The sequence below is a fragment of the Pseudomonas syringae group sp. 247E2 genome (genome assembly GCF_032587795.1).
Classification (GTDB): Bacteria; Pseudomonadota; Gammaproteobacteria; order Pseudomonadales; family Pseudomonadaceae; genus Aquipseudomonas; species Aquipseudomonas amygdali.
Window position 1 is genome coordinate 185,453 of sequence record NZ_JAWHPK010000010.1, and the last position, 24,754, is coordinate 210,206.

16 protein-coding genes, 1 tRNA gene and 4 pseudogenes are annotated in these 24,754 nt (G+C 54.6%); 10 read left to right on the forward strand and 11 right to left on the reverse strand.

The annotated features are described in order from the left end of the window. The first annotated feature begins 381 nt into the window (after window positions 1-381). The 3 genes from gmd (at window position 382) to RYC18_RS12695 (ending at window position 3,537) form a co-directional block, all read left to right on the forward strand. Window positions 382-1,413, forward strand: a complete 1,032-nt coding sequence (gmd, locus tag RYC18_RS12685) for a GDP-mannose 4,6-dehydratase (RefSeq protein WP_316886186.1) — start codon at window positions 382-384, stop codon at window positions 1,411-1,413. Next, complete coding sequence (locus RYC18_RS12690) at window positions 1,413-2,309, forward strand: GDP-mannose 4,6-dehydratase (protein ID WP_316886187.1); 897 nt, start codon at window positions 1,413-1,415, stop codon at window positions 2,307-2,309. The genes gmd and RYC18_RS12690 overlap by 1 nt, the downstream gene beginning before the upstream one ends. Before the next feature lie 115 nt (window positions 2,310-2,424). Further along, complete coding sequence (locus RYC18_RS12695; protein ID WP_316886188.1) at window positions 2,425-3,537, forward strand: glycosyltransferase family 4 protein; 1,113 nt, start codon at window positions 2,425-2,427, stop codon at window positions 3,535-3,537. A 66-nt stretch (window positions 3,538-3,603) separates the two neighbouring features. On the opposite strand, the gene RYC18_RS12700 is transcribed toward RYC18_RS12695, so the two are convergent. Further along, complete coding sequence (locus RYC18_RS12700; RefSeq protein ID WP_316886189.1) at window positions 3,604-5,661, reverse strand: methyl-accepting chemotaxis protein; 2,058 nt, start codon at window positions 5,659-5,661, stop codon at window positions 3,604-3,606. A 337-nt stretch (window positions 5,662-5,998) separates the two neighbouring features. Between RYC18_RS12700 and RYC18_RS12705 the strand changes: the two genes are divergently transcribed. Continuing rightward, on the forward strand, window positions 5,999-7,120 hold the full coding sequence (locus tag RYC18_RS12705; protein WP_316886190.1) for a J domain-containing protein: 1,122 nt from the start codon (window positions 5,999-6,001) through the stop codon (window positions 7,118-7,120). A 117-nt stretch (window positions 7,121-7,237) separates the two neighbouring features. Then, window positions 7,238-7,314 (forward strand) — tRNA-Met (locus RYC18_RS12710). Window positions 7,315-7,526: 212 nt separating this feature from the next. Here the strand turns inward: RYC18_RS12710 and RYC18_RS12715 are convergent. After that, complete coding sequence (locus RYC18_RS12715; protein WP_005747063.1) at window positions 7,527-9,611, reverse strand: ATP-binding protein; 2,085 nt, start codon at window positions 9,609-9,611, stop codon at window positions 7,527-7,529. Beyond that, on the reverse strand, window positions 9,601-11,148 hold the full coding sequence (locus RYC18_RS12720) for an ATPase domain-containing protein (RefSeq protein WP_410478364.1): 1,548 nt from the start codon (window positions 11,146-11,148) through the stop codon (window positions 9,601-9,603). The genes RYC18_RS12715 and RYC18_RS12720 overlap by 11 nt, the downstream gene beginning before the upstream one ends. Before the next feature lie 268 nt (window positions 11,149-11,416). Here RYC18_RS12720 and RYC18_RS12725 point away from each other — a divergent pair, with 268 nt between their 5' ends. After that, window positions 11,417-11,680 carry a hypothetical protein gene (locus RYC18_RS12725; RefSeq protein WP_005747060.1) on the forward strand — a complete coding sequence of 88 codons (264 nt, stop codon included), beginning with the start codon at window positions 11,417-11,419 and terminating at the stop codon, window positions 11,678-11,680. Window positions 11,681-11,757: 77 nt separating this feature from the next. Here RYC18_RS12725 and RYC18_RS26485 read toward each other — a convergent pair whose 3' ends face one another. Both RYC18_RS26485 and RYC18_RS26490 read right to left on the reverse strand, forming a co-directional pair. Beyond that, a complete protein-coding gene (locus tag RYC18_RS26485; protein ID WP_369812069.1) occupies window positions 11,758-12,618 on the reverse strand; it encodes a methyl-accepting chemotaxis protein in 861 nt (286 codons plus the stop codon). Window positions 12,619-12,663: 45 nt separating this feature from the next. Continuing rightward, window positions 12,664-13,761 (reverse strand): annotated as a pseudogene (locus tag RYC18_RS26490) (cache domain-containing protein); the annotation flags it as partial. Between the two features lie 391 nt (window positions 13,762-14,152). Between RYC18_RS26490 and RYC18_RS26495 the strand changes: the two are divergent. Further along, window positions 14,153-15,037: pseudogene (locus RYC18_RS26495) on the forward strand (methyl-accepting chemotaxis protein); the annotation flags it as partial. A 198-nt stretch (window positions 15,038-15,235) separates the two neighbouring features. Next, on the forward strand, window positions 15,236-15,940 hold the full coding sequence (locus RYC18_RS26500; protein ID WP_369812070.1) for a methyl-accepting chemotaxis protein: 705 nt from the start codon (window positions 15,236-15,238) through the stop codon (window positions 15,938-15,940). Between the two features lie 120 nt (window positions 15,941-16,060). Here the strand turns inward: RYC18_RS26500 and RYC18_RS12740 are convergent. Then, window positions 16,061-16,245: pseudogene (locus RYC18_RS12740) on the reverse strand (hypothetical protein); the annotation flags it as partial. A 241-nt stretch (window positions 16,246-16,486) separates the two neighbouring features. Between RYC18_RS12740 and cysC the strand changes: the two are divergent. Then, window positions 16,487-17,920, forward strand: coding sequence for an adenylyl-sulfate kinase (gene cysC / locus RYC18_RS12745; RefSeq protein WP_316886192.1), 1,434 nt, complete (start codon window positions 16,487-16,489; stop codon window positions 17,918-17,920). Between the two features lie 237 nt (window positions 17,921-18,157). Here cysC and RYC18_RS12750 read toward each other — a convergent pair whose 3' ends face one another. From RYC18_RS12750 to RYC18_RS12765, 4 genes are all read right to left on the reverse strand, one after another. After that, window positions 18,158-18,937, reverse strand: a complete 780-nt coding sequence (locus tag RYC18_RS12750; protein WP_316886193.1) for a hypothetical protein — start codon at window positions 18,935-18,937, stop codon at window positions 18,158-18,160. A 191-nt stretch (window positions 18,938-19,128) separates the two neighbouring features. Continuing rightward, window positions 19,129-21,165 carry a glycosyltransferase family 1 protein gene (locus RYC18_RS12755; protein ID WP_316886194.1) on the reverse strand — a complete coding sequence of 679 codons (2,037 nt, stop codon included), beginning with the start codon at window positions 21,163-21,165 and terminating at the stop codon, window positions 19,129-19,131. Further along, the gene (locus RYC18_RS12760; protein ID WP_316886195.1) at window positions 21,149-21,499 is read right to left on the reverse strand and encodes a hypothetical protein; all 351 of its coding nucleotides are present in this window, start codon (window positions 21,497-21,499) and stop codon (window positions 21,149-21,151) included. The genes RYC18_RS12755 and RYC18_RS12760 overlap by 17 nt, the downstream gene beginning before the upstream one ends. Further along, a complete protein-coding gene (locus RYC18_RS12765) occupies window positions 21,499-23,355 on the reverse strand; it encodes a glycosyltransferase (RefSeq protein WP_316886196.1) in 1,857 nt (618 codons plus the stop codon). The genes RYC18_RS12760 and RYC18_RS12765 overlap by 1 nt, the downstream gene beginning before the upstream one ends. Before the next feature lie 381 nt (window positions 23,356-23,736). Between RYC18_RS12765 and RYC18_RS26505 the strand changes: the two are divergent. After that, window positions 23,737-23,895, forward strand: a pseudogene (locus tag RYC18_RS26505) (hypothetical protein); the annotation flags it as partial. 63 nt (window positions 23,896-23,958) lie between these two features. Here the strand turns inward: RYC18_RS26505 and RYC18_RS12770 are convergent. Then, window positions 23,959-24,723: an SDR family NAD(P)-dependent oxidoreductase gene (locus tag RYC18_RS12770; RefSeq protein WP_005746516.1), complete on the reverse strand. Its 765-nt coding sequence runs from the start codon at window positions 24,721-24,723 to the stop codon at window positions 23,959-23,961. Window positions 24,724-24,754: the final 31 nt, after the last annotated feature.

A 24,754-nucleotide genomic window follows, 5' to 3' on the forward strand; every position in this document is an offset into this window, starting at 1 on the left:
AGGTTTCTGGGGGCGCACTATATCGCCTTCGCTGGAATAGTCACCGTCTAGTCTACAAATCCCCGCTTTATAGTTGAATTGTTCATGAAGCCCAGCCGGGTATAACGGTGGAAAGCATCGAAAAATCAGCTATTTTCGGGCAAGCCTGCGCTGGCTTGAAAAATCACGGAGATTGAAGACTCCCAATGATGCCTCATGGCCATAGCGATTGCACCGCCAGACACTCGGGATCGCGGATAACTCGCTCTTGAAAGCTAAGGATCTATGGGTGAAACAGTCGTATATAGGCTTTCTAACCTGTATCATTGCACACCAGACATACAGTACAAGCCTCGAGAATAACCTGGGGCCCCGTTCCTCGATGGAGTTAAAAGACATAGCATGAAAGCAATCATTACCGGCATTACTGGTCAAGACGGCGCTTACCTGGCTGAGCTGCTGCTCGAAAAAGGCTATACCGTTTACGGCACCTACCGCCGTACCAGCTCTGTCAATTTCTGGCGTATCGAAGAGCTCGGGATTCAGAACAACCCTAATCTGCATCTCGTCGAGTATGACCTGACTGACCTGTCTGCCAGCATTCGCTTGCTGCAAACCACGGGCGCTACCGAGGTCTACAACCTCGCGGCACAAAGCTTCGTGGGTGTGTCGTTCGAACAGCCGTTGACCACTGCCGAAATCACCGGCATTGGCGCGGTCAACCTGCTGGAAGCCATCCGTATCGTCAACACGAAGATCCGCTTCTACCAGGCCTCGACCTCCGAGATGTTCGGCAAGGTTCAGGCTATTCCGCAAGTAGAGAGCACACCTTTCTACCCACGCAGCCCGTACGGCGTGGCCAAGCTCTACGCACACTGGATGACCATCAACTACCGCGAGTCGTACGACATCTTCGCCACCAGCGGCATTCTGTTCAACCACGAGTCGCCACTGCGCGGCCGTGAGTTCGTGACCCGCAAGATCACCGATTCGGTTGCCAAGATCAAACTGGGCCTGATCGAGTCGTTCGAACTGGGCAACATGGACGCCAAGCGCGACTGGGGTTTTGCCAAGGAATACGTCGAAGGCATGTGGCGCATGCTGCAGGCTGACGAGCCGGATACTTTTGTACTGGCAACCAACCGCACCGAAACCGTGCGTGACTTCGTCAGCATGGCGTTCAAGGCCACTGGCGTGACCATCAAGTGGGAAGGCGAAGCCGAGTCGGAAAAAGGCATCTGTGCAGCAACTGGCAAAGTGCTGGTTTCGGTCAATCCGAAGTTCTACCGCCCTACCGAGGTGGAACTGCTGATCGGTAACCCTGCGAAAGCCAAGGACGTTCTGGGCTGGGAGCCCAAGACCAACCTGGAAGAGCTGTGCCGCATGATGGTTGAAGCGGATCTGCGTCGTAATGAAAAAGGCTTTTCGTTCTGATGAGTATTGCCGGCAAGCGCGCCCTGATCACCGGAATCAACGGCTTCACGGGCCGCTTCATGGCGGCCGAGCTTGCCGCCCAGGGCTGTGAAGTCCTGGGTGTCGGCAGTCAGCCTTCCGACAGCCCTGGCTACTATCAAGTGGATCTGGCAGACGTGGCCGGTCTTCGCACGCTGCTGGCAGACACTCAGCCGGATATCGTCGTGCATCTTGCGGCGCTGGCGTTCGTCGGGCATGGCGCAGCGGACGCGTTCTATCAGGTCAACCTGATAGGCACCCGCAACCTGCTTGAAGCGATTGATGCCTGCGGCAAGGTGCCTGACTGCGTGTTGCTGGCGAGCAGTGCCAATGTCTATGGCAATGCTTCATCCGGCATGCTGGATGAAACAACTCAGCCTGCACCGGCCAATGACTACGCCGTGAGCAAACTGGCGATGGAGTATATGGCCAGCCTTTGGCACGCCAAATTGCCCATCGTCATTGCCAGGCCGTTCAATTACACCGGCGTCGGGCAGGCAGAAAACTTTCTGTTGCCCAAGATCGTTTCGCACTTCACACGCAAGGCCAGCACTATCGAGCTGGGCAACCTTGATGTGTGGCGTGACTTCAGCGATGTGCGTGCGGTTGTCAGTGCCTATCGCGGCCTGCTGGAAGCCCGCCCGCTGGGGCAGACGATCAACGTCAGTTCCGGTGTAACGCACTCGCTGCGTGAGGTGATCGACATGTGCAGGGAGATCACTGGCCAGGATATCGACGTTCAGGTAAACCCTGCGTTCGTCCGGGCCAATGAGGTCAAAACCCTGTGTGGGAACAACGCTCGCCTGCGCGCGTTGGTCCACGACTGGCAGACCCCGCCGCTTCGGGAAACCCTGAGCTGGATGTTGCCCTCCGCTTGATTGGTGGGCCGTTACAAAATAAGGCCTGTCTACCTGGTAGACAGGCCTTTCCTTTTTAAACACCCTTAAAGCCCGTGGTGAAAGACTCAGCACGCATGGCTGAATCAGGCAGACGATGATCAAGGTTCTTCACTTCTTCAAAACCTACTACCCGGACACTACCGGCGGGATAGAACAGGTCATTTTCCAGCTCGCACAAGGCTGCCGGGCTTTCGATGTGGAAAGTCAGGTGCTGACGCTAAGTCCGTCACCCTCCCCCGCTCGCCTGCAGGTCGGCGACCATCAGGTCACGCGGGTAAAGGAGAACTTCAATCTGGCGTCTACCGGCTTTTCCGCCAGGGTCTTCAGCCAATTCAGGGAAATGGCCGCAGAGGCTGATCTGGTTCACTTCCATTTTCCGTGGCCATTGATGGATCTGGTGCATTTCGCCACCAGCCATGGCCGACCGACAGTGCTCAGTTATCACTCGGACATCATCAAACAGCGCACATTGCTGAAGCTGTACGGCCCGTTGATGAACCAGTTTCTCAAGCGCATGGACCGCATTTTGGTGGCCTCGCCCAATTACCTGCGGACCAGCGAAACCCTGAAGCCTTTCGCTGACAAGACTGTGGTGGTTCCTTACGGACTGGATCAGTCGGCGTATCCGCTGGTCCCGACTCAGAAACGAGCAGAATGGCAGCAGCGTGTGCCCGCCAGGTTCTTCCTGTTCGTCGGTATGCTGCGTTATTACAAAGGCCTCCATACGCTGCTCAGTGCTCTGGAGGGCGTTGATTACCCGGTGGTTATTCTGGGTGGCGGGCCTCAGGAGGCAGAGCTCAAGGCGCAGGCCGAGAAGTTGCAGTTACGCAACGTGCTGTTTCTCGGCCGACTGGATGATGAAGACAAGGCGTGCCTGCTACAGATGTGTTACGCGCTGGTCTTCCCTTCCCATCTGCGCTCGGAAGCGTTCGGTATCTCGCTGCTTGAAGCATCGATGTACGGCAAGCCGATGATCTCCTGCGAGATTGGCACGGGTACTACCTACGTGAACATTGACGAAGAAACCGGGCTGGCAGTACCACCAGAAAATCCGCTGGCCTTGCGCGAAGCGATGCGTCGCTTGTGGGAAGCCCCGGACGAAGCTTCAGGTTTCGGGGAAAACGCTTTTGCACGGTTCCAGCAACTGTTCACTGCCGAGCGAATGTGCGCATCGACCGTACAGGTTTATCAAGACCTGCTGAAGTGAATGCCTCGCGCGCCATTCAATGAAAAGCCCCACCAGCGGGGCTTTTCATTGAGATAGCGTGAAGCATCACCCCAGCCGGAATCGCGCCGTATTGTCATTCAAAGCCCGACTGCCCTGGCTCAGGGTATCCGCTGCCTGATTGACCGCTCGCGCACCTTCAAGCAAACGCCCGGCTGCCTGATCGACCTGCTGGATGTTGCTGCTGACCTCGTCGGCGGTCGATGCCTGTTCTTCCACGGCCGTCGATATTTGCGCCAGCGTATCGGTAACGCCCTGCACTGCCGTGGCGATTTCGCCCAGACGAACACCCAGGCCGGTTACCGACTGCGCATCGTTGACGGCTTGTCCGCAGGCAGCTTCCATCAGGTTCACCGCCTGAGTCACGGTGGAGCGCAAGCTGTCGACCGTCCCGGCGATCTGAGCGGTCGAGGCCTGCGTGCGTTGCGACAGACTGCGCACTTCATCGGCAACCACCGCGAACCCGCGCCCTTGCTCACCTGCCCGCGCCGCTTCGATCGCCGCGTTGAGCGCCAGCAGGTTGGTCTGCTCGGCGATACCGCGAATAGCGTCCACCACCGATTGAATCTGTTGGCCCTGCTCGCTGACCCGGCCCAGGGCGGCGGCGGTTTCGGTCAGACGCTCATTGAGCTGCTGGATGCTATCGGTGGTGCGCTGGCTGTCCTGGCTGCTTTGCTCGGCAATACGCCGGGTATGCCTTGCGCTTTCAGATGCCTGCTCACAGCTTCTGGCCACACCTTGAGAAGTAGCGGCCAGCTCGGTTGCTGCCGCAGCGATCTGGCTGATCTGCTGTTGCTGGTCTTCGACCTCGGTCAGCGTCCCGCTGGACTGAGCATTCAGCGTCAGCACTGCATCGCCGACACGCACGGTTTCTTGATTGACGCCCAGCAGACTGTTACGCAGCTGCACAACCGCGACATTGAGCGCCCTGCTGATAGCGGCAAGCTCGTCACGCCCCTGCACGGCCACTTCGACACACAGATTGCCGTCACGCAGCGATTCAGCCAGCGTGGTAATGCCGCTGGCGCTGTTGCGAATCGAGGATTGCAGGCAGGCGAACAGATAGATGGCCATGATCACCAGAACACAGAAGATCACCGCCATCGGGATGAACTCCATATTGGAGGTTTCATGGTAGTAATCGAGACGGCCGTTGAGCGCATCAAGCGACTGCCTGCGCAGACCTGCCGTGCTGCCGGTCAAGGTGTCGATGCTCTTTTCAAACTCTTCCGGCTTGAGTTTGATACTACCGCCGAAAACCCCGTCATCAATGACCTTCAGTTCGGTTTCCAGCACTTGTTTGACCGCAGCGTACTTGTCGGCCCAAGGCTGCAACTGTTCGGGGAGCTTGGATAACAGCAGGCTGGCAGCCTTCTGCATCTGATCCTTGGAATCATCGATACGACCGCGCAGATCGCGCATCTGCAAGCGGCTCTGCAGGCTGAACTGACCCGACGCCACCGACGTTTGCCCCACACTCGACAGGCGGCCGATACGCTCGATCAGGTCCGGTACTTGCTGGGTGGAAAGCTGCATGAGCATGTAGGTTTCAAGCCAGGGGTCGAGAATCAACCCGCTGTCCATTGCGATTTGCTCGCGCAGCGCCTGAACCAGGTTCAACACCGTCGTGAAGCGCTCATAACCATCGGGCCACCAGCCCACTGTACGCAATGACGCAGTGTCCAGACCGGTGACTGCCGCCTGAAGCGCCTTGAAACGGGTCATCGTGTCGGCAGGCGCGTTTTCGCGCTTCAATGCGGCATCAACGCCTTCCAGGGCTTTGCTGATACGCGGGATGCCTGCATCGACGTTGGCCATCGCAGCTTTCGCGGCCGGGGTCGGCTCGCGCAGAATGTCGGCAGCCTTCCAGCGAGCGGCATGGTCGCGCTGGGCAGCCAGTTCAATATTCAGATCATCAAGTGCCAGCAACTGACGCACGCCCGATTGCTCGCCGGAAATGACATCAAGCTTGTTGCTGTACTCCTTGGTGATGACCCATGCGCTGCCCGCCAACGGCAACATGAACAGCAGGAACAAGACCTGAAACTTGCGAGCGAAACCAAAATGTCCCATCAGGCGCATGCCTGGTGACAAAAGACTGTTCATGTCCTGCGACTCCCCGTGAACACCTGCCGGATCTGAGCAAACAGAGGCGATGCTTTTTTTAAAAAACGCTAACAGCAAAATGCCATGTTCTTGTTTCAATGGCGATACGTGTCGCCTCACATTGGTACGAAAAGCACGGCCGATGATGGGTTTTCGTACCCTATGGCGCAGCAATTGACGTACCGCCGACACTGAAGCAAGAACCGGACCGTACACAAGGCTGGGAACGTTCTTTCAGGGCAGCACAATATTCATCCCGAACAGGGCACTGGAAACGTAAACTTCGGCAAACCGATTGACCCCGTCTTAGCGCTCCCCTCGTCAAGGAGGTCTTGCCATGACCACACCGCCCGCCTCACCGCGTATCGTCGCGCAACCGTCCAGGCCTCAATTGAGCGCCGGTCAGAAGAAATTCAACACGTTGATGGAAAAGCTCGAAACCAGGCGCAAACTTCTGCAGCAATGGCTCGTTATTTCAACAACCTGCGAAAAGCTCTGGGTCGAAGAAGTGGTCCCGATGATCAGCGAGCAGGCCGAAAACGAAATTACCAAGCTGCGCCTGCTCGACGGGGCCTTCGATCAGTTCCGTCTGAGCAAGAAAGACAGAGCCACGTTGCTGGAAATCATCTGTGTCATGACGATGTCGCTCATGGGCGGCGAACACGATGAAGAACTGAAGCAGCTCTACCTCAAATACACCGGCAGCGATTACGACGAGGATGAGCGCCTGCAAAACCAGCTGTTCAAGTCCTCGCTGGAAGAAGAGCTGGGCGTGGAACTGGGAGACGATGTCGACCTGAACTCCATAGATGATGTGACCCAGCACATTGAAGAGAAACTGCGCGAGCAGGCCGAACAGGCGCAAAGCACCCAACAGCCGAAGAAGCCCACTGCCAGCGAAATTCGCCGTGAACAGGAAGAGGCGGAAGGCAGCCAGTCATTGCGCGAAATCTACCGCAGACTGGCCAGCGCCTTGCACCCGGACCGCGAGCAGGATGCCGATGAGCGCGAGCGGAAAACGGCGCTCATGCAACGGGTCAACGAAGCGTACGAAAATGACAACCTGCTGGCGCTGCTGCAAATGCAAATGGAGATCGAGCAGATCGACCAGACGCATATCGATAACATCACTGACAAACGCCTGAAGCACTTCAACCGTATCCTGAGCGAACAACTCAGAGAGCTGGAAGACGAGATCCACGACCGCAAAATGCTGATCCGGGAACAATTCCTGATGGACCCCTATGAGGACATCAGACCCAAGACGGTCAATGCAAAATGTGCGAAGCAGCTCAAGGCCATACGTGAACACCTCGACGACGCGCAGGATGAACTGGACGCACTGACTGACCCGAAAAGCCTTAAAGCCTGGCTCAGGGATCAGCGCGACATGGCAGAGATGCTGGAGCGGGTAGAAGAATTCGATGATCTGGAGTTGCTGGACACCCTGCTCCGGTAAAAGCCCGAAAAACCTGCCTTTTGCGAGGTCAGCCAGCTAACCGGTTGATCGCACGCAATTATTTTTCACAACAACGCTTGACACACATGCGTTCTCCGAGAATAATGCGCGCCACTTGGCTACATAGCTCAGTTGGTTAGAGCATAGCATTCATAATGCTGGGGTCCGGGGTTCAAGTCCCTGTGTAGCCACCAAGTACAGAATGACAGATTTCAGCTGAAGCCTGTCATTCAACAAGAAGCCCGCCTCGTGCGGGCTTTCTTGTTTCTGGCTTCCATCCGGGTCTACCCCCGACCATCGCTCCCGTGTATGCCCTCTCCAATGCTTCAATAAAAATTGACCCAGGAAGTGGGTAACAGGCTAACGACACGAGGCATATTCACCGACTGGACGTATACCGGAACGCCTACTCCAGAACCGCACTCACATCGCCTTCCAGCATGCTCGCCACCCTGATGGCAAGCGACTCCAGTGTGAAGGGCTTCGTCAGAAGCTGCATATAGGGGCCGAGAAAATCAGCCCTGGTCAACGCACCTTCCGCATACCCCGTGAGAAATAAAACCGGCAGACGCGGACTGAGTTGTTGGAGAATTTCGGCCAGTTGACGACCATTCATTCCTGGCAATCCGACATCCGTGAGCAGAAAGTCGATCTTTTCCAGGTCGTTAAAAACCCTCAAGGCCTCTTCACCGTCACGTGCGACGTGAACCCGATATCCAAGCTCTTCGAGAACCTCTTGGTTGATCAAGCGCACAGAGTCGTCATCTTCGACCAGAAGAATAACCTGACCCTGACCCGTGCTGAATTCCGAGGACGTAAACGGTGGGTCCGATTCAACCTGCTTATATTTGGGCAAGCAGATTGAAACAGTCGTCCCGACTCCGGTTGTGCTTTCGATTGAAAGACGTCCATTGCTTTGATTGGCAAACCCGTAAACCATCGACAGTCCCAAGCCTGTGCCTTGACCAATAGGTTTGGTCGTGAAGAAGGGCTCGGTTACCTTGTCCAGCATATCCTTGGGGATGCCATGCCCTGTGTCGCGCACCTGCACACATACATGCCGCAAAGGCTCGTCCTGGGCTTCCTGCTCCACGCATGTAGCAATGGTTAAACCACCGCCATGCGGCATGGCGTCTCTTGCGTTGATCACCAAGTTGAGTACGGCGTTCTCCAATTGGTTGGCGTCTGCAAAAACCCAGGGATCTTCGGGGCTCAAATCGAACTTGATAATAATTTTTTCAGTAACGGTTTTCTGGAGCAGGTCGGCAAGAGCAGTGATGAGGTTATTGACCGATACTGCTTTTTCATCCAGGGACTGGCGTCGGGAGAATGCGAGCAATCTATCCGTGAGTGACGCGGCCCTTTGGGCTGAAATGAGTGCGGCGTCCATGAATCGCTCAACGCCTTCCAGTCTCCCACTGGCCATTCGGAGCTTGATCAGGTCGAGCGAGCCAATTACCCCGGTCAACATGTTATTGAAGTCGTGGGCGATTCCGCCGGTCAATTGACCTACGGCTTCCATCTTCAAGGACTGTCGTAACTGCTCTTCGGCGCGGGCTCGCTCTTCACTCTCGGCCTTGAGCTGCTCAACAGCAGCGTTCAGCTCTTGCGTTCTGGCTTTGACTTGAATCTCTAGCTCTTCATTGAACCTGCGCAAATTCAGCTCAGCCTGTTTTTCATCGTTGATATCAACGATGACGGAGGCCGCACCAATTATGTGGTGTTTTTCGTCATACAGAGGTACAGCACTGACACGCATCCATGATTCCCGACCTGCATCCCGGCGATGATAAAAGTCCACGCCGGTTGCCGCATCGCCTCTCAGAGCTCTGGCACCAGGGAACATGTCGGGCTCCAGGCGCTGACCTTGCGCATCGAGCCCTACCCACCTTGCAGCGCCATCTGTCTGTCTGGAAGGAATCACATTCTCCGGCACATATTGGCGATACAAAGGATTGCTCACCAGGGAGGTCCCTTGTGTGTCCATGAAGCAGACTCCAACCGGAATATTTTCGAGCAGGATCTGCAACCGGGTTCTTTCTTCAGCCAATTGAGTGAGACTTTGCCGCATCTCGAACTGACGCTCACGGGCTCGCCAGGCCGCGGCGATCGCGCTCAATAACGAGGACGAGCTGAGAGGGCGCTCCAGGACGATCACATGTCCTGCCGATTTTGGCAGCCTGCGCCTGGCCATCTCGGTGTCTCGCCCAGAACGACCTTTATTCGACGCGAGCAAGATGACGGGGATCTCCGACCAGCCCGGTTGCCGGTCCAAAGCGTTTCCGAAACTCAGCACATCCCCCGAAAGGCTCTCCTCCGTGAGTATCACCAGACCAGTGCTTTCACCCAGAGCGATTGAAAGCGAGGCCAGGTCGTGGTGAGCTTGAACGGGGTAAATATCGCCAAGCAGTTTACCGAGGCTGATTGCATCTCCCTTGAAGGGAGCCACAATCATCAGGGTTTTGCGTTCAGAGAATTGCTCAGTCGCCACGCTTGCGCTCTTCCATCAGCGGAAGGTTGGCACCGAAGTACTCTGGAGTACCCGTCAACACGCCGCGGAAATCGACTAATGGCGCACCGACGCGAATACCCCTGGAATCAATCCGGAGTTCGCGAATCGCGTCCTCATGGGCTCCGGTGCGATGTTTCAGAACAGAGATGGCCTTGCGCAAACGCCCTTGCGCCTCGAAGAAGCGAATGAGGATGACAGAGTCCGCGACATAGGAAATATTCAGGTTGGTTGACATCGACCCTACCAGACCATGCTGAGGATTGATCAAGAACGTAACGACGCCCAGTTGGCTCAGGTATGAAAGCAACTCGTGCATCTGCAAGATCAATTGCTGTTCCTGTGGCATCGCCGCCATATAGCCGTTAAGGCTATCGACAACGATCATGGTACTACTGCGCTCTTCGACCTCTGTGCGAACCCGCCACGCAAATTCCCCGGGAGAAATCTCGGCAGGATCGATTTGCTGGATGATCAACTGACCGCTCGATACGTGGCGACTTAACTCCATGCCCATGCTGTCTGCCCGGGAGATCAAAGTAGCAATGCGCTCATCGAATTCGTAGATGGTGCATTTTTCACCTCGTGCGCAGGCTGCCGCCAGATAGGCAAGGGTAACGGTGGTCTTTCCAGAGCCAGCAGGCCCTGTGACCAAGGTACTGGTTCCCCTGAGCGGGCCACCGACCAACAAGTCGTCCAGCTCCTTGACACCGCTAGGCACAGGCTCCGCTTTGAATGGGACATGGTGAGTGGCCGCAATCAACCTCGGATACACCTCCAATCCGCCCCTGCGAATAGTGAAGTCGTGAAAGCCTGCGACAAAGTCAACGCCTCGTAACTTTTGCACCTGAAGTCGCCTGCGGGCGGCACCGAAATCCAGTGTCAGCCTCTCAAGCGTGATCACACCGTGGCATAAGCTATGCAGATGGTTATCGCGTTCCCCCGTGGAAGCCGTGAGATCGTCCACAAGCAGGACCGTGATATCCCGACCTGCAAAATATTGCTTGAGCGCCAACACTTGGCGACGATAACGCAGAGGATCCTGAGCCAGAAGCCGCATCTCGGAGAGGCTGTCGAATACTAGCCGCCTGGGCTGAAGTTTATCGACTCGCTGCTGAATAAGCTTGATGGTATCGCCCAGCTCCGCCTCCCACGGATGCAGAATAGACTGCTCGTACTCATCGCCCAGTACTTCCTCTGTTGAGGAAAACTCGAACAAATCAATGCCGTCCAATGACCAGCCATGTGAGTGAGCGACGCTTTCAAGCTCTTCGCTGGTTTCTGAAAGCGTGATGTACAACACGGACTCACCGGCCTTCACCCCATCGAGCAAGAACTGGAGACCCAGCGTTGTCTTGCCTGCTCCAGGCGTACCCTCGAGTAAATAAAGCCTGTTGTTCGGCAGACCACCCTTAAGGATCGAGTCAAATCCGGCATTGCCCGTCGAGACAATCGGACGAGGTAGAGTCATTTTAGCCTCAAGGGAAAATGTGAGAGCACGTGTAAGTGTAAGGCCCATCAGTATGGGGCCACCTTGAAAGCTGCGCCATTGGCAGATGAGCCGTTTCCAAAATAAATCAAACTTTGAAGGAGGGCTATTTCGTCGATTGAAACCAATAGCATTGCCGAGGATGCAATGAAGCTACAGTCCGAATGTTTATGCGGACTGACGGTGCTTAAACTTCTTGGCTTGCGAAGCTGAATCACAGCCCTCAACGTCGTCTGTCTGGTCTATGCTGGAAATTGATGGTTCATGAAGGGCCAGCATTTTTCACAAGGAGCAAAGCATGCGCAAACTCGTACTCTCAATGACTGCCGCTCTCTTCCTCGCTGGCGCTGTGGCGCCCGCGGCCTTTGCAGAGAGTGAGTTGGAAAAGGGCGTCCGACACGATAACCGTGAGCTGGATAAGGGTGTTGATCATGACGCCAAAGAAGTGGACAAGGGCGTCAAGCATGATGCTGACGAGGTCGACAAAGGTGCAAAGCACGATGACAAGGAACGTCACAAGGCTGACAAGCATGTCGATAAAGAGGTTAAAAAAGATCTGTGAAAAAAAGCCTGCCATCGAGCAGGCTTTTATAGTCGGACCCCGTATAAAGGGTCCGACCTCTGTTACTGGATGTACGGTCAGATCTTGAAACTGTCGACCAGTTGCTTCAAACGACCGGCTTGTTGCGAAAGCGCGGCACAATCCTTGAGGGTTTCATTAAGGTTGGCCACACCTTGCTGATTAAGTGTGTTGATCTGGTTGATATCGATATTGAGTGTTTCCACAACCGCGGTCTGCTCTTCCGTGGCAGCGGCAACCGACTGGTTCATGCCATCGATATCACCAATGCGGCGCGTTACATCGCGCAGACGACTGCCCGCCTGATTGGCAACTTCGACACTTTCCTGACTCGACACCTGGCTTTCATTCATGTTGAGCACGGCATGCTGAGACCCGGTTTGCAGCCCGCCGATCATCTTGTGAATTTCATCAGCCGATGTCTGCGTGCGATGAGCAAGGTTGCGCACCTCGTCGGCAACCACGGCAAAACCACGTCCGGCTTCACCTGCACGGGCCGCTTCGATGGCAGCGTTGAGCGCCAGCAGGTTGGTTTGCTGCGAGATGCCTTTGATCACGTCCAGAATGTGGCCGATGTTGTCGGTACTGGCGTTAAGCTGCTCGATCTGCGTGCACGAGTCGCTGATTTTGGCGGACAACGTACTCATGGCGTGGATGGTTTTTTCGACCACCACCTGACCGTCTTCAGCCTGGGTGCGGGCCTCACTGGCCTGAATCGAAGCGTCCGAGGCGTTGCGGGCAATCTCCTGAGTGGCCGCGCCCAGTTCGTTGATCGCAGCGGCAACGCTGTTGGTACGGGCGCTCTGCTCGTCAAAGCCGACGATTGAAGAGTTGGAGGAATTGACCACTCGCTGCGACAGGTCATGCACCTGCAGTGTTGCGGAGGAGACCTCAGCGATGGACGCGTGCACGCGCTCCACGAACTGATTGAACGAGCCACCCAGCTCGGCAAACTCGTCCTTGCCCTGAATGCTTAGACGACGGGTCAGATCACCCTCGCCTTGGGCGATGTCCTGCATCGCACGACCCATGTCGGTCAGCGGCCGCATCAGCGCACGGATCAGCAGGCTCAACAGCAAGGCAATCACGGCCACCGCAATCAGTACGGCGACCATCGCCGAGCTGCGGAACTGGCTCAACGGTGCATAAGCCTTGTCCTTGTCGATCGACAGACCAATGTACCAGTCGGCCGAAGGCAGCCCGGTGATCGGGGTAAACGACAGCAACCTCTGCTGACCATTGAGCGTGACCTCACGCAGGCGCGCATCCAGACTGAGGGGCTGGCCCGGGTAGACGTCCTTGAGGTTTTTCATCACCTGTTCCTTGTCCGGGCTGACAATGATCTGCCCGTCCCCACTGACCAGAAAGGCGTAACCGAGCCCGCCGAACTCCACCGAGTTGATGATCTTGACCAGCGTGTCCAGGCTCAGGTCACCGCCAGCCACGCCAGTTATCTGGCCTGCAGTCTTGACCGGGCTGGCGATAGTCACCACCAGGCCGCCCACGGAAGCCAGATAAGGCGGGCTGAGAATGGTTTTGCCGGCGTCGACGGTGGACTTGTACCAGGGCCGCTGACGTGGATCGTAGCCAGCCGGCATATCGACATTGGGCCGCTGGGTGAACACACCTTTGCTGTCACCGACGTAGGTGAACTGAAAGGTCGACACCAGCGAAGACTGCGACACCAGTCCGCTCAGGTCGGAATTGACCCCTTGGAAGGCTACGTTCTGGGTGAGGTTTTCCAGCACCAGAATGCGTCCGCTCAGCCAGTTCTGCACGCTGCTGGCCGTCAACTGACCCGCCTGGCCCACCGAGGACTCAAGGTTCTGATTGATGGTGGTGCGTTGCAGGTAGTCGTTGTAAAGGGTGAACAAGGCAAAGGCCAACACCACAACACCGGCCGCAGCCAGAAGAATTTTATGACGAAACTTCAAATTCATGACAAGGCATCTCAACGTGACGGGAAGAAGGCTCAGATGCCAGAACAACTTGTGACGTAAAAATGTCACGCACTGCAAAAGCAATGAACCTGAAGCGGGTAAGGTTTCCACTGTCGCGAGCATAGACAATATTTTGCCGCACCCTATGAGAGGCGGCGCTCTATTTCAGTCTTTTCAGCGATTCTTTATAGCGGTGCATTGCCGTGAACGATAGGGCCTGAAAAAGTATTTCAAGCGTTTTGAAACTTTTTCTTTTTTTTATTTCAGCTTGGCCACCACCTGCCGATAGTGTCTGTATACCACCCCCTTCCCCCCTGACCTGTATGCCATGCCTTTCAGGGGCTCTACTGCTTTTAAATGGCTGTTGTTGGAGAATTCAATGAGTAGCTGGTTTGCAAACATCAGCGTCAATATGAAGCTGGCCCTCGGTTTCGGTCTAGTACTTGTTTTTACTGCGATTCTTGCGCTGACTGGCTGGACCAGCATGAGCGGACTGATCAATCGCAGCAACTGGATGAGTGACATTACTTCGCTCAACTCCCAGTTGACCAAACTGCGTGTGACCCGTCTGCAATACATGGTCGCTGACGGCGACGAGAAAGTCGCAGAGACCGTTCAGGTCTCGCTGGACGGCTTCAAGAACTATCAGCAAAAGCTGCTGACCTCGTTCAAAAGTCCCGAAAACGTGAAAATGCTCGAGCAACTGGGAGTGGTGATCGCTGACTACCAGAAATCGCTGAACAACATGCGCGGCGGGTACAAGGCCAGCATTGTGGCGCGTGATGAGCTGAGCACGAATGCCGGCAAAAGCATTGATGTGTTTGAGCTGCTTCAGGCTGAAGTGAAAAAAATGGACCCTGCCGATGCCAATCGGTTCGAGCAATACCAGATCGTCACCGATGCAAAGGAAAACCTCAGGCTCGCGCGTTATGAGGTGCGTGGCTACACCACCAACCCTACGGCAGAAACTGAACAGACCGCCGTTGCAAGGCTGGATTCTGCCATCAAGGATCTGGACACGCTGAAAACGACGTTCAGCGGCACCCAGGCTGATCAGCTCAAGCAGCTGGAAACCTCGTTGGCCGCGTACCGCAAAGCCCTGCAGAGCTTCAAGGCCGCAACTGCCGACATCGCTCAGGCTCGTAAGGAGATGACCGTACAGGGCCAGGATATCGTCAAGATCAGCGAAGCCATGTACCAACTGCAACTGGATCGCCGCGATCAGGAAAGCGCACAGGCTCGCACCACGCAGATCACCTGTACGCTGCTGGCAATTATTCTGGGCATGATTGCAGCGGTGATCATCACCCGGCAGATTACCCGTCCATTGCAGGAAACTCTGGCAGTGGTCGACCGTATTGCATCAGGTGACCTGACCCAGACCCTGGCAGTCACTCGTCGTGACGAGTTGGGCGTTCTGCAGCAAGGCATTCAACGCATGGGCAGCACCTTGCGCGAGCTGATTGGCGGTATCCGCGACAGCGTTGTGCAGATTGCCAGTGCCGCCGAAGAGCTGTCAGCGGTTACCGAGCAGACCAGCGCCGGCGTCAACAGCCAGAAAGTCGAAACCGACCAGGTGGCCACCGCCATGCATGAGATGTCGGCAACGGTTGCAGAAGTGGCTCGTAACGCCGAACAGGCCTCGCAGGCAGCGTCCAACGCCGACCGCGAAGCGCGTGACGGTGACAAAGTCGTGGGCGAAGCGATTGTGCAGATCGAGCGTCTGGCCAACGAAGTGGGTCGCTCGGCCGATGCCATGAACCAGCTGGAGCAGGAAAGCGACAAGATCGGCAAGGTCATGGACGTCATCAAGGCTGTGGCCGAACAAACCAACCTGCTGGCCCTCAACGCAGCCATCGAAGCGGCCCGCGCCGGAGAAGCCGGACGTGGTTTTGCCGTGGTTGCCGACGAAGTCCGCGGCCTGGCACAACGCACGCAGCAGTCCACAGTCGAGATTGAAACACTGGTTGCAGCCCTGCAAAGCGGCACGCGTCAGGTGTCCAGCATCATGCTCAGCAGCCGCGAACTGACCGTCAGCAGCGTACAGCTCAGCCGTCAGGCGGGTACATCGCTGGGCAGTATTACCCAGACGGTCTCCAACATTCAGGCAATGAACCAGCAGATCGCTGCCGCAGCCGAGGAGCAGAGTGCCGTAGCTGAGGAAATCAGCCGCAGCATCGTTAACGTCCGCGATGTGTCCGAGCAAACCGCCTCGGCCAGCGAGGAAACCGCTGCCTCCAGCGTCGAACTGGCACGCCTTGGCGGGCAGTTGCAAACGATGGTCAGCCACTTCCGGATCTGATAACCCAGCGTTGACATCAAGCCCGGTCTTTACCGGGCTTGATTGTTTCTGCACTCCTGACAGTCACGCCACATCTGCCTCTAAAACGAGTCCACTGCGACGTTTTGACATATTTCGTGAATGTTTAACGCCCAGTATTGAAGAGCTGCAGGCAAGCATTTTGCTGACGGACCCGACCTCGATGTCGCTTCAGCCCCCCTCCTTGAAGAGGTGTGCCCAGCATTGATTAGCCGCGAAGAGTTTTTGAGCGGTGGGGGTTTGTAGGCTTGAGGATGATCGTTAACGGGCGTGATGACAATGCTCAAATCAATCTGCCTGATGCTAAGCGACCGTTAGAACGGGCGATTTATGCATAGGCATTTTAAAACTGCTATACAGTGCAGTCCATTGAATCCTCTGACCGAAATCAAGTGCGAGTGGCTACGTTTCCGCAAACACAGCCGTCTGGGACTGCTAGATACGCTTGATGGCATTCAGGGCGGATGTGGAAAGGAGTGCAACCTGACTTCTTGTTAACCGCTTCTTAAGGGAATTACAGCGAGTACCATGATCGACATCCAACTTATCCGCCGAATCGCCGAGGGCGCCGGCCGAATCATAATGTGCGTCTATCCGCATGGATGCGTCGTCCAAAGCGAACATAACAATAGTTCGCTGACTGAGGGCGATCAGCTTGCTCACAGGCATATCCTCACGGAGCTGAAGACGCTGACCCCGGAAATCCCTGTGCTCTCAGAGTCGTCGGCCCGGATGGACAGTGAACTCCGACGCCGGTGGTCGCGCTACTGGCTGATTACACCGCTAGATGGTACGAAAGAACTCAGCACGAAAAACGACGCCTTCACCGTCAACATTGCTCTGATTGAGCATGGCGAGCCCGTACTAGGCGTGGTACACGCGCCAGCGCTGTGCGTTAGTTATTGGGGATCACGTGGTCTCGGTGCCTTCAAGGCCGCAGCCGATGGCGACGTGCAACCCATTCATGTAGCTGTACCGCCTGCGGACGAGCCTGTCTATCGGGTCATCGACGGTCGTTCATATGTCTCGGTGGAGTTCGATGCGTTCATGGCTGGCATGCGTCATTCTGAATTAAGCAGCATAAGCACCTCGCTAAAACTATGCCTGGTTGCAGAGGGTGCTCCCGACGTATATCCACGTATCGGACCGACCAGCGAGTGGGATACGGCGGCGGCACATGCGGTGGTCAGTGCAGCAGGCGGTCAGGTACTGGCTTGGCCCACATTGGAGCCTCTAAGTTGCATTCAGCGCACCGACACTCTTGTAAATCCGTTCTTTATTTTATGTGCTGCGCCGAGTTCAGTCTCGCTTCCGGAAGTTGGGCCCTGGAGGGACGGCATCGTCTACGAACGCCGCGAGCACAATAGTAAAGCGGAGGTGATCTGGCACCATACCCAGGTTGACCAAACCATGCGCGCAGCCAGCCTCAACCAGCGCCCGCGGTGTATCTGGCTGACCGGGCTGTCCGGCTCGGGCAAGTCGACAATCGCCAATTCGCTGGAACTGTCTCTGCACAAAGCTGGACGGCATACTTATCTGCTTGACGGCGACAATGTGCGCCAAGGGCTAAACAAGGATCTAGGCATGACTGCCGAAGGTCGTGCGGAGAATATCCGCCGCGTAGGTGAAGTGGCCAAATTGATGGTGGACGCTGGAATGATTGTAGTGACCGCCTTCATTTCACCGTTCCGCGCTGATAGAGATAGAGTGCGTGCACTATTCTCGGAGGACAGTTTCATCGAGGTCTTCGTCGATACGCCGCTGCAAGAATGCGAACGGCGCGACGTCAAAGGGCTGTACGCCAAGGCGCGCCGAGGCGAACTAAAAGACTTTACCGGCATTGACAGCAGCTACGAGGAACCTATCAGTCCCGACGTGCATCTGTTTCCGGGCGAGAACAGCCTGCAAGCCTGTGTAGAAACCTTGCTGCGCGCGTTGGGTGAGCCACCCACCCGCAGTTGATGATGACCCGGTGCGCTTTACCGCACTGGTAGTCGCCCTCTGCGGCGAGGGCGGGCCCTGATCAAGCCGCTTTTTGATGGTACTCGGCGTCGCCACGCGGGTGGCTCAGTGGCGCGCCGTTAAGGAGCTGAAAACCCTAGGGGTAGTCGACGAAGCGTTTGGCGCAAAATACGATGATATCTTCAACCTACCGCGTATTAGCGGTAAGTGGATAGAACATGCTCAGGTGGAGGTATTTCAGAAAAAAATACTATTAGCGGCGTTCTTGTAGGATATATTTAATGTCTCATACAGAATAATATCAGCCCAACACAACTCTTTAATAGTATCTATGGTTGCCTCATTGAATTTGCATGTTCTGGCTCCTGATACATTCTCTCTCGGGGCGAGAATGACCTGCTGACTGTTAGAATCATTTGTAAGCAGAAGCTCGGCCATCCTGGAAATAAGTAAGTCGGATTCTGACACGTCAGCTATATAAAAACTCCTCTGAGAAATCAGGCTTAGCGATAAACTTTCGATGTCGTGACTATGACGTGCACCGCAGTCCACACCCAGCAGGTATTTTGACTGTATGTTGCTAACCTCAGCGAGGGTTTTTTCATCACAGAAGAACGCCTCTGGCGTCATCGCTTTGCAGTGTTCATAGAGCGGATGTTCGACTCCCTTTATAGCAGACTCTGAAGTAATCCAGTGAAAATATGATTCAACCTGCTCAAGAGGATCTCGTATGACCGAACATATTGTTGGATTAGGCACCTGAGCATCTGAGATTATTTTATTGACTGCACCCACTGTGAAGTGCCCGCCGATAAATTTGATCCCCTCATTACTGTCGCTGGAGAAAAATGCGTCTTCGTCAGCCAGCTTATTTATATCACCGTCGTGACCGTGCCAGAAAAAATGGCCGCCAGGCCTTAGCATTTTATTAAAAAAAGATCCTAGCGAAGTACCTGCGCACTTCGGTATGTGTATAAAAAAAACCACATCATCAGAAATTGCTATTGATTTCTTCATTTAATTCGCGTACCCGTTATAGTTTGCCTGATTTCAACGATAGGGAGGCGGAGCTTACACCCCCCTATCTTCGACAGCATCCTTAACACCGCAGCTCCCCTTAAGGCTCGGGGAGCGAAAGCTAAATATCTGCCGCATCCTGCGCCTAGGCTATTTTGACGTCACGGTGCCCAGAACTCTGCGTTTAGGCCTCATAGAAGCAGGCCTTCAAGGATGTCAATCCGCTCCCCAAGATCATGTGCTATGGCCACAGAGATCAGGCTCAGAAAAAGATCTCGTGGCTCTGGGTGCTGATTTTTCTTGTGGCTTCTTCTGATGAACTCTATTTGCAGACACCCGGTCTGGTCGGAAACCGCATTTATCTTAATAAGTTTATGGCCTGCTATCTCGCTGTCCTTAAGCACCATGAGGTCGTTATATTCTTTATTTTGAGCTATCTCAAAACTAATCGAATCCAGGTTTGGGGGCAGCCAGTACTTTATGTAAACCGCTACTTTTTGTTGTGGCTGGGAAGTTTGTATCCTGACTGCTCCGTAATTCCCCTGCAACCAGCGACCGCAGCTTTCTGGAACAAACCAGTCTCCCTGACTCAGGATGGAGTAAGCTGTTGAACGATGAATAATGTAGTCAAAAAAGCTTTCCTTCGAACTGACCACGTTGGAAAAACGGTAAATCATCCCACCTTTCAAGGAGGTATCCACCGCTTTTATGTCATCGCTCTGATGGGTAGCGTCCAGCAAATTATCCAGGTCCAATGCGTAGTCTTGCCAGGTTCTAGGCCTGTAGGAGCTCTTTATAAGGGCTTCTCTTGCTTTTATTTCCGACCTGTTTTCAATATAGTAAAGTACCTTGCTCGCTATATCATTAACGTCTCTGGGGTCAAAGTAATCAGCGTAGATACCGCCTGCCTCAGGCAACGAGGTAGTATTTGAGCAAATACAGAATTTTCCTCTTGTGAGGCTTTCCGTTACCGGCAGCCCCCACCCTTCATACAGGCTGGGATACACGGTAAACAAGCAATTTGAATACAGCCACTCCAAGTCACTGTCAGAAGCATCATGAATAAATGTTACTTTCCTGAAAAGCTCTTTATTATCTTGAACCAGAGCCTGTACTTCATGGAAGCCCCAGCCGCTTTTCCCAACAATAATCAATTGTGGTGGTTTTTTGTCAAGCAGCTTTTCCCAAGCCTTTATAAGTGCAGCGTGATTTTTTCTCGTTTCGATGGTGGACACAAATATGCAGAACTCGTCCTCGATAAAATACCTGCTCTGTATTTTGCTGTTTGAGGACTTTATTGACGGGTGCGAGCCTAAGGGTATGAAGGTGCTCTGTGATTCGTTAGGCACGATATTTTTATCGAGTATGAAACGATCGAGTTCTTTTTTAGTGTATTCAGATATCGAGACCAGTATATCCGAGAGTGAAACTATCTCTGACAGCCAAAGTGAAAAACGTACAGAGAGTTCGGGTGGCAGCGTGCTTCTGCTGTGGTACGGTATAAGATCATAAACAATGGTGCCATACTTTATTTGTTTTTCAAACTTTAACTTTTTTATGGCCAATGTGTAGTTCTGAAAGCTGAACGACGCCCCGGTACCGAACAACATATCCCCATCGGCTATATTGACCGGAACGGTATTGCTTGTGGCCAGATTTATTAGCGGCGTTAACCCATCGCCTTTGATGTCACCCAACACCGCGCCAATGAGCCCCTTGAACGCATCTCGCTCTATTTCGTAGAGGTTGTTATCTGCCTCTGACAGGAGCGTGCAGAACTTGTAGTTATTTTTGCGATCTTCTTCAATTATCGACTGGCACAACTGTGACACCAGACGCTGTATCCCGGTCACTCTTTTTTCGTGCCGCAGAAAGTTAATCAGATCTGAAACTTCTAAGTAGATTGTTTTTTTTGTGGCCAATCTCTGTGCTGAAATCTGATCAGCACTTTGGAGACTGGTTCCTGTGCTGATTTCCATAATCTCTGCAGACAGGTATTCATCCTCCGAAAGCTCAGGGTGAAAAACGATGTTAAACGAGTGATCGCCACTTCCTATTTTTGACTGTTCCAGATCGGCCCGATATTTGTTCGCCGTCACTTTCATCTTTCTGTTACTGGTCGTTATGCCTATCTCTTTATATTTCCCTGGAGTGTCAGGCGAAAATATCCAGCCATCTAGAGTTCTTTTCGTAAACTTATCTATCGAGTACTTAATACTTTCCGTCATCTTCTTCTTCCGTAAGAGTCACAAACTCTAGCGCTTTCGTCTTCATCCAGGTAGGTTCCGGACTGGACCTCAATTTATATGCAGCCTGACTGTTTAAGGTTTTTTCATCTCTGGATATTTCCCAGAGACCTATGGATTTTTTAAGTAAGCCGCGCTGCTTTTCGCCCTCTGTTACATTCGCAGCACCGAGCATCGCTACGTCTTGTAGCTTGCCATCTCGCACGGCCTGTGCAGCCCCTGCTGGCCCGACCGTCATGATGGCTGCTATCGGCAGAAGGATGCCATTGCCGACGGATAGCATACCCGGATGAAACGCATCATGATGTTGATTCACTATGGTTGCCGCTTGAGTTCGATCAAGTCGGCTATTCGGCGGCGGTAAACCGCCCCAATGGCAGCAGTAGAGAAAATTTCGTTAAAACGCTGCCCATGTGCCAAAGGTGAACATCCATTTTCATCGGATAGCCGATTGGCGACGTCAATCATGGCCTGCGCTGCTGCGCCGATATCCGGCTCTGCCCAGAATTGACCCACCGCCTCGATATATTCATCCGGTTCTAGAACTTGCAAGCGGAAAGGAACAAGCCGCGCGCCCGCCGCACGACAGAAATCAGTATTTCCGCCGTAATCCGTGGCGATGACCTCTAAGCCGAGTAACAAGGCTTCGGCAATGCCCCGCCCAAACCCCTCGGCACGGTGCAAGGATACAAAGCAATCACAGGCACGGTACAGCTCCAAGACATCGTTTTTTTCAAGCATCGCATCGATGATGAAGATACGCGAGTCATTCTGGGCGATAGATTGGATTTGCCTCCAGATCGAGTTTTTTGGGTCAGGGCGCATGCACTTGATGACCAGACCGACTTGTTGATCTGCGCTGGTAAAAGCTCGCAGAAAAGCTTCGACAACGCCGAGCGGATTCTTGCGAGAGATAAAGGAGTTTCCGTCGAAGGAAAACACGAACAGTGTTTTATCCTGCGGCAGGCCAAAACGTGCTCGCTGGCGCAGTGCGTTGGTGGTATCGACTTCGTCGGGCAGGCGAACGGCCATCGGCATCCAACGCACCGGAACCGGGCTGGCACGTTGCATGGCCTGTTCGATATGTCGGCTCGATGCCCAGGCCTCGTCGATAAGGTTGAAGCAGTGCTCCCAATTGGCTGGCCAGTTGTGCAGTTCCCATGGCCAGTAGCCGATGGTGTAGCGACCGCGAAATAGTTCGGCACCGCATGTAAGAAAGAGCCTTAGATGCTCCATAGCGGTAAGACAAACGATATTGATGCCATAGCGAGGGGTGTCTGTTATCCACTGCGCGATGCTGCGATCCTGCTGGCGTACGTTACTGCCTGGGGCGAAATCGATGACGCAGAAGGGTATGCCTGCAGCCTGGCAAGCATGCGCGGCCATGCGGACGTCCTCGCCGATACCCAGCTCGCCGAAGGCATAGCCGATCAGGTTTACGCCGAAGCTCTCATTGCTGTGTTGGAATGACTGGGCGGTGTGTTCAGGCCATGCCTGGAGCGGGATTTTCTGCAGCAATGGCAGTCCCGTTTCATGCGGGGCATTTTGGTCAAGCCAGCCCTTGAATCCCGCGAGGCCTGCCGCAGTATCTTGCCGGAATATAGCCTGCAGGTCTGGCCGTTTCTCTAACAGCAGGCGTGCGAAACGGCTTTTGAGCAGATCAGGTTGATCCAGCAGAAAGCGTCGTTGCCAACCGGGTACATCCTGCCAGCTCATCGCCAGATCCTGCCAGCCACCAGACCCGAAAAACCAAAAAAGTGCATCACGCTGTGCATCAGAGGTCTTCAGTTCAGAATCGATGCCAAGATCGCTGCGCCCATGAATTAACAGTTGCAGGAAGCGCGAAATACCACCGGACCATTCGCTGTAAGGCACGCGGGCAGGTTGAGAGAGTGTTTTCCAGAACGGTGTCAACTGACGAAGAGCTGCATATTCACGGCGGCCATGTAACACACACCAAGCTAGAAAGCGGCACCTTCCATCAAGCGTGTCGAGCGGGAAATCGTTTTGCAGATCCTGATCGCGCAATTGCCAGATGGCGAGATGGAGACCGTAAATAGCACTGATGCCCGGTACGTCAAGCCCTATAATTGGCTGGCTGTAAGCATACTCCGCACCGACCTGAAAGGGCAGGCTTGCGAAAAGCTCGGCGATTTTTATTGGTTGCGACATGGCTCGCTTCTGGCTATTAGGCTTGCGTCTGGTGCGCCTGCAACTCACCGCCACGACCTAAAAATGAACGAAAGGCCCTCGAGCACTCTGACTCTTGGAAGCCGGCTTCGCTGAGCTTTTGTCTGACCGCTTAGCAATGCAGCCGTTACGGTGGCCCATCATGTAGTCGTTACCGTGCGCTAGCGAAACCTAGTGGCCAAGAAGCATATCCAAAATGAACCCGAATTACCAAGCAAGGTAGGCTTTTGGCCGTTGACTTACCGGTGCGTGTCAACTTACCTGTCGCTTTCGTCTACTTTACCCGCCCGTTGCAGCCTTGATTTCAAGGCGCTCAAGGTTTGGATAAACCGCACCCTGCGCTTAGAGCCTCCAAGTAGTTAGCAGATCGCCGCCGCTGAAGAAATCAGCCGCAGCATCGTCAACGTGCGCGATGTCTCCGAGCAGACCGCCTCGGCCAGCGAGGAAACCGCTGCCTCCAGCTTCGAACTGGCACGCCTTGGCGGGCAGTTGCAAACGATGGTCAGCCACTTCCGTATCTGATCACCCTGCGTTGACATCAAGCCCGGTCTTTACCGGGCTTGATTGTTTCAGCACTCCTGACAGTCACGCCTGCGGCGGCTGTCCGTTGGACGCGGACAATCCGCCATCCACCGGCAAATTCACGCCGGTCACGAAACGTGCGTCTTCACTTGCCAGGAAGGCAATGACATCGCCGACATCTTCAGCTTCGCCTGGACGCCCCAGCGGGATGCGCTCCATGAATTTGGCCATCAGTGCCTTGTCGCCAAGCATGTCTTCAGTCAGTTCGCTGCGAGTCAGTGACGGGCAGACGGCGTTGACGCGCACACCGTCGGCACCGTGGTCCATCGCCAGCGCGCGGGTGAAATTGGTGATTGCGCCTTTGGCCGCGTTGTAGAAGCTCATGCCCCAGTCGCCGCCCAGGCCGGAAACCGACGAGACGTTGATGATGTTGCCTTTGCTGGCGATCAGCGCCGGCATGGCGGTACGGGTGCAATAGAACACGCCATCCAGATCCACTGACATCAGTTCTTTCCAGTCGTCTACGCCCAACTCCGTCACTTTGCCGGATTTGACGATACCGGCGTTGTTGACCAATACATCCAGACGGCCGAAATGCGTGGCGACTTCCTTGAACAGCGCTTCCACATCGCTGGGGTCCGCCACATCGGTAGCACGGACCAAATGCCCTTCGCCCGCCAGCTGCGTGGCCACTTTGTCGAGTTTGTCGCGATTACGGCCGACCAGTACAACGCTTGCACCTTCCTGGGCAAAACGCTTGGCGGTGGCTTCGCCGATCCCGGAACCAGCCCCGGTCACGACAACAACTTTCTGGGTGAAACGATTCATGCAGCAGCTCCAAAAAAATAATGGGGTTATG